We start from the raw sequence: 5277 nt of genomic DNA on the forward strand, positions 1-5277 counted from the left end.
ATCGTTATTGTCAATTTCACCAACTCCAGACATGGTTTAGCAGCGATTTCCGTAAGAGAAAATGAAATTGCGTCTGATGCGATGGGGATCAATACGACTTATTATAAGGTAATTGCATTTGCAATCGGCTCATTCTTTGCGGGAGTAGCAGGTGCTTTATTTTCCCATAACTTTTATATTATCCAACCAAGTCAATTCGGCTTTTTAAAGTCATTTGATATTCTAATTTTTGTTGTTTTAGGTGGTCTCGGTAGTCTATCAGGTGCTGTACTTTCAGCCATATTATTGACGGTAGTTTCCACTTATCTCCAAGGATATCCGGAAACTCGTATGATTATTTATAGTCTTGTATTAATTTTAGTAATGTTATATCGACCTAAAGGATTAATGGGTACGATGGAAATTACAGATTATTTCAAGCTATGGAGAACGCCGAAAGGGGGCGGCCAACATGGAAAATAAGCCTTTACTAGAGGTGAAAAATACCGGTATTCAGTTTGGCGGGTTAAAAGCTGTTCAAAACTTAAATATGGTATTAAATCAAGGGGAATTAGTTGGTCTAATTGGTCCCAATGGTGCAGGGAAAACGACCAGTTTTAACTTATTAACAGGGGTATATGTACCAACTGAGGGAGAAATTATTTTCAATGGTGAACGAGTAAATGGCTTACCACCTTTTAAAGTGACTAGAAAAGGAATAAGTCGTACCTTTCAAAACATTCGTCTGTTCAATGATTTATCAGTGTTAGAAAATGTAAAGGTTGCTTATCATTCACTTGCTAAGCATAGTATTCTAAGCTCTGTTTTCCGTTTACCATCTCATTTTAAAGGCGAACAAGAAATGGAAGAAAAATCAATTGAGTTTCTGAAAATTTTTAGTTTAGACAAGTACAAAGATGAGTTAGCTAAGAATTTACCTTATGGACAGCAACGAAGACTAGAGATAGCTCGTGCTTTGGCAGCTGGTCCGAAACTTCTTTTATTGGATGAACCTGCAGCAGGGATGAATCCGCAAGAAACGAAAGATTTAATGGATTTAATCGCCTTTATCCGAAATAAATTCGATTTGACTATTTTGCTAATAGAACACGATATGAATTTAGTCATGGGTGTTTGTGAAAGAATTTATGTGCTCGACCATGGTAAGCTTCTTGCGGAAGGATCACCAGAAAAGATCCGGAACCATCCTAAGGTTATTGAGGCTTATTTAGGGGAGGAAGTTCACGATGGCAATGCTTAAAGTGGAAAATATAGATGTGTTTTACGGGAACATTCAAGCCCTTAAAGGAGTTTCGATTGATGTAAATGAAGGAGAAATTGTAACCTTAATCGGGGCTAATGGTGCTGGTAAAAGCACTTTGTTGAAAACGCTATCAGGATTATTGAGACCGAAAAAAGGAAAAATAGAATTTCTAGATAAATCTATCTCCGGTAAACAAGCCCAGTCGATAGTGAAAGCAGGAATATCGCATGTTCCAGAAGGACGCCGGGTTTTCGCTAATCTGACGGTGGAAGAAAATCTAGAATTAGGCGCCTTTTTACGGAAAGATAAGGCTGGTATTCATAGAGATATGCAAAAAGTATATGAAATTTTCCCTAGACTTTTAGAGCGTAAAAAACAACATTCTGGCACATTGTCTGGTGGAGAACAACAAATGCTGGCAATGGGTCGTGCAATTATGGCAAAGCCGAAACTAGTTTTACTTGATGAACCATCGATGGGTCTAGCTCCTTTAATGGTTAAAACAATTTTTCAAGTAATTGAAGATATTAACCGAGAAGGTACAACTGTTTTATTAGTCGAACAAAACGCTAATATGGCGCTATCAGTAGCGAGTAGGGGTTATGTAATCGAAACTGGCAGAGTTGTTCTATCTGGACCTGCGAAAGAACTTCAAGCAAGTGAAGAAGTACGCCAAGCATATTTAGGTGGTCATTAAAAAAGAAGGGGCTTCCAAAAAAATGCCCATAATTTGAAACAGGTATAGAAAAAAAGACTTTTTTCTATACCTGTTTTTTTGTATATATTTTTTCTTCCGCTTTAACTTAATCTCACTTTCATTACTTTAGTGCCATATATTATTTCTCCTTTTTGTCGTTAAAATAGAAAAAACTTCCATTATACATGTAGAAATATGAAGTATAAAAATAATCATTTACCTGTAAATTTACAATAAATTAACAACTGTATTAGTCTTAATGATAAAAAAGCTTATTTAATTAGGCACTTATAATTAAAAGAATGGATATAGTTTTTTGGGAATATACGGAAATTCTTTTTATGATAAACCCTTTAATTTAAAGGGTTTATAAATACTTATAAAATATTATTCTGAAGTAATTTCTGAAATTTTGGAACTAAAGGAAAAATTATTGTAGACTGAATATATACTTTGTTTTACAATGAGATAGTTCATACCAATAAATTGATAGATTCTGAGCGGTTACTTATTAACAAATAAAACTTAAGTAGTACGACTTATAAATTCAGAATTATCGAACAAAATAGGAGGATTTAGAAAATGAAAAAATCGAAATTTGCAACATTATTTCTTGCTTCTTCTCTACTAGTTGGAATACTAGCAGGATGTGGAGCGGGGGAAGAAGGTAGTAGTTCTAATGAAGGGGACAAAATTAAAATCGGTGTCAACTTAGAGCTATCTGGTCCAGTAGCTTCATACGGATCATCTCAAAATGATGGATTTAATTTAGCAGTAGAAGAAATCAATGCCGCTGGTGGTATTGATGGGAAACAAATTGAATTAGTAACAGTAGACAATAAGTCGGACGCAGCTGAATCTACAAATGCTGCAATTAAATTAACAAGTCAAGATAAAGTAGCTGCAATTATTGGACCTGCAACAAGCGGTAACTCTGTAGCTCAAGTGCAGATTGCTAATGACAGCAAAACTCCAATGATTACACCTTCAGGAACTAGCCCAAATGTAACAGTTGCTGATAATGGTTCTGTCAATGAATTTGCATTCCGTACTTCATTCATTGACCCATTCCAAGGTACAGTAGCTGCTAACTTTGCTGCGAAAGAACTAAATGTAAAAACTGCAGCAGTTTATGCGGACAACGCGAGTGACTATGCAAAAGGTCTTGCTGCTTCATTTATTGAAGACTTTGAAGCTGCTGGCGGTACAATCGTGCAACAAGAATCTTACGTAGCAAAAGATACAGATTTCCGATCTACGTTAACTCGTATTAAAGGTGCAAATCCAGAATTCATCTTTATCCCTGGTTATTACGAAGAAGTTGGTTTGATCGTTAAACAAGCTCGTGAACTTGGAATTACAGTTCCTTTAATGGGTGCTGATGGATGGGATTCACCAACAATCGTTGATTTAGCTGGGGCAGAAGCGCTAAACAATACATTTATCATTAATCACTATTCTGCAGAAGATCCAGATGGTAAAGCAAAAGAATTCGCAGAGAAGTTTGATGCGAAATTCGGAAAAGCGCCGAACTCATTTAATGCCCTTGGCTATGACACGGTTTACTTATTGAAAGATGCAATTGAACGAGCTGGTTCTACAGATGGAACGAAAATTAAAGAAGCTTTAGAAGCTACAGATAATTTAGATTTAGTAACAGGTTTATACTCGGTAGATGAACAGCATCACCCAGTTAAATCAGCAACAATCTTAGAATTCGTTGATGGAAAACAAGTATTTAATACAAAAGTTAATCCTTAAGATTAACCAGTCAAATGGGAGGGATTGATATCCCTCCTTTTCTCTATTAAAAAAGAAAAACGAATGCATAAAGGAGTGAAACTTCATGGAATGGATACAACAATTGATTAACGGTATTTCACTCGGAAGTATATACGCATTAATCGCCMTCGGTTATACGATGGTGTACGGCATTATTAAATTAATCAACTTTGCCCACGGTGACGTGTTTATGGTTGGTTCGTTTATCGGATTTTATTCGATTACTGTTTTTGGTTTAGGTTTTTTCCCTGCATTATTAATCTCCATGGTAGCTTGTGCTTTATTCGGAGTGATTATTGAACGTATTGCATACAAACGTTTGCGTAATGCTACTCGAATCGCGGCACTTATCACAGCGATTGGTGTGTCTTTACTTATAGAATACGGCGTAATTTATATTCGTGGAGCTCAACCAGAAGCTTATCCAGATATTTTCTCCAACAAAACATTTAGTATTTTAGGAGCTCAAATTAGTATCCAGTCTGTGTTAATTCTTTCTGTTTCTGTCGTTCTGATGATATTGCTACAATTTATCGTACATAAAACGAAAACAGGAAAAGCGATGCGAGCTGTTTCGCATGATGTAGAGGCTGCGAAGCTAATGGGAATTAATGTAGATAATACGATTTCTGCAACGTTTGCTATTGGTTCAGCTTTAGCAGGGGCTGCGGGTGTAATTTTTGGAGTGTATTATACAAAGATTGATCCTTTAATGGGGGTCATTCCAGGTTTAAAAGCGTTTGTCGCTGCTGTTCTTGGAGGAATTGGTATTATTCCTGGGGCGATGGTTGGCGGGCTTGTACTCGGAGTTGTAGAAACGATTGTTAGTGCTTTAGGTTTCTCTTTGTGGAGAGATGCTGCGGCATTCATTATTCTGATCTTAATTCTGATTTTTAGACCTTCAGGAATCTTTGGTAAAAATACACGAGAGAAAGTGTAGGTGGTAGATAGAGATGAAAAAGTCTAAACAGTTTTGGCCATTTATCTTAGTAGCTGTATTAGTGTATGTAATCGTTCAAGTGCTTATTTCAACTGGGATGATGAATCAATTTTATTCTAATACGCTCATACTTATTGCCATTAACATTATTTTAGCAGTCAGCCTACATTTGGTTATTGGGATTACAGGGCAATTTTCTATTGGTCATGCAGGATTTTTAGCTGTAGGAGCATATGTATCTGCAATCATCACAATGAAATTACAATTACCTTTTGCACTGGCGATCATTGTTGGTGGGGTTGTTGCAGCGTTAGCGGGACTAATTGTAGGTATTCCAAGTTTAAGACTAAAAGGGGATTACTTGGCAATTGCAACACTTGGATTTGCAGAAATTATTCGTATTGTGTTCTTGAATATTGATGCGGTTGGTGGAGCGGCTGGGATGCAAGTTTCCCACTTAACTACTTGGACATATGCCTTTGTTTGTCTTGTTATTACGATTATCGTTATTGTCAATTTCACCAACTCCAGACATGGTTTAGCAGCGATTTCCGTAAGAGAAAATGAAATTGCGTCTGATGCGATGGGGATCAATACGACTTATTATAAGGTAAT

At 36.4% G+C, this 5277-nt stretch carries 6 protein-coding genes; all 6 read left to right on the forward strand.

The genetic code is table 11. The features are described 5' to 3' along the window. A partial coding sequence (locus tag AC1DFT_RS20560) for a branched-chain amino acid ABC transporter permease (RefSeq protein WP_478161499.1) occupies positions 1–462 on the forward strand: 462 nt, incomplete at its 5' end. Then, positions 452–1240: an ABC transporter ATP-binding protein gene (locus tag AC1DFT_RS20565; protein ID WP_478161501.1), complete on the forward strand. Its 789-nt coding sequence runs from the start codon at positions 452–454 to the stop codon at positions 1238–1240. The genes AC1DFT_RS20560 and AC1DFT_RS20565, both read left to right, overlap by 11 nt. Then, the gene (locus AC1DFT_RS20570) at positions 1233–1940 is read left to right on the forward strand and encodes an ABC transporter ATP-binding protein (protein ID WP_478161509.1); all 708 of its coding nucleotides are present in this window, start codon (positions 1233–1235) and stop codon (positions 1938–1940) included. Before AC1DFT_RS20565 ends, AC1DFT_RS20570 begins: the two co-directional genes overlap by 8 nt. A 582-nt stretch (positions 1941–2522) precedes the next feature. Continuing rightward, positions 2523–3701, forward strand: coding sequence for an ABC transporter substrate-binding protein (locus AC1DFT_RS20575; RefSeq protein WP_478161503.1), 1179 nt, complete (start codon positions 2523–2525; stop codon positions 3699–3701). Positions 3702–3786: 85 nt separating this feature from the next. Next, a complete protein-coding gene (locus AC1DFT_RS20580; RefSeq protein WP_478161505.1) occupies positions 3787–4662 on the forward strand; it encodes a branched-chain amino acid ABC transporter permease in 876 nt (291 codons plus the stop codon). 13 nt (positions 4663–4675) lie between these two features. Beyond that, the coding region (locus AC1DFT_RS20585) for a branched-chain amino acid ABC transporter permease (RefSeq protein ID WP_478161507.1) at positions 4676–5277 on the forward strand (602 nt) is incomplete at its 3' end.

The sequence above is a fragment of the Psychrobacillus sp. 05T411 genome (genome assembly GCF_056396485.1).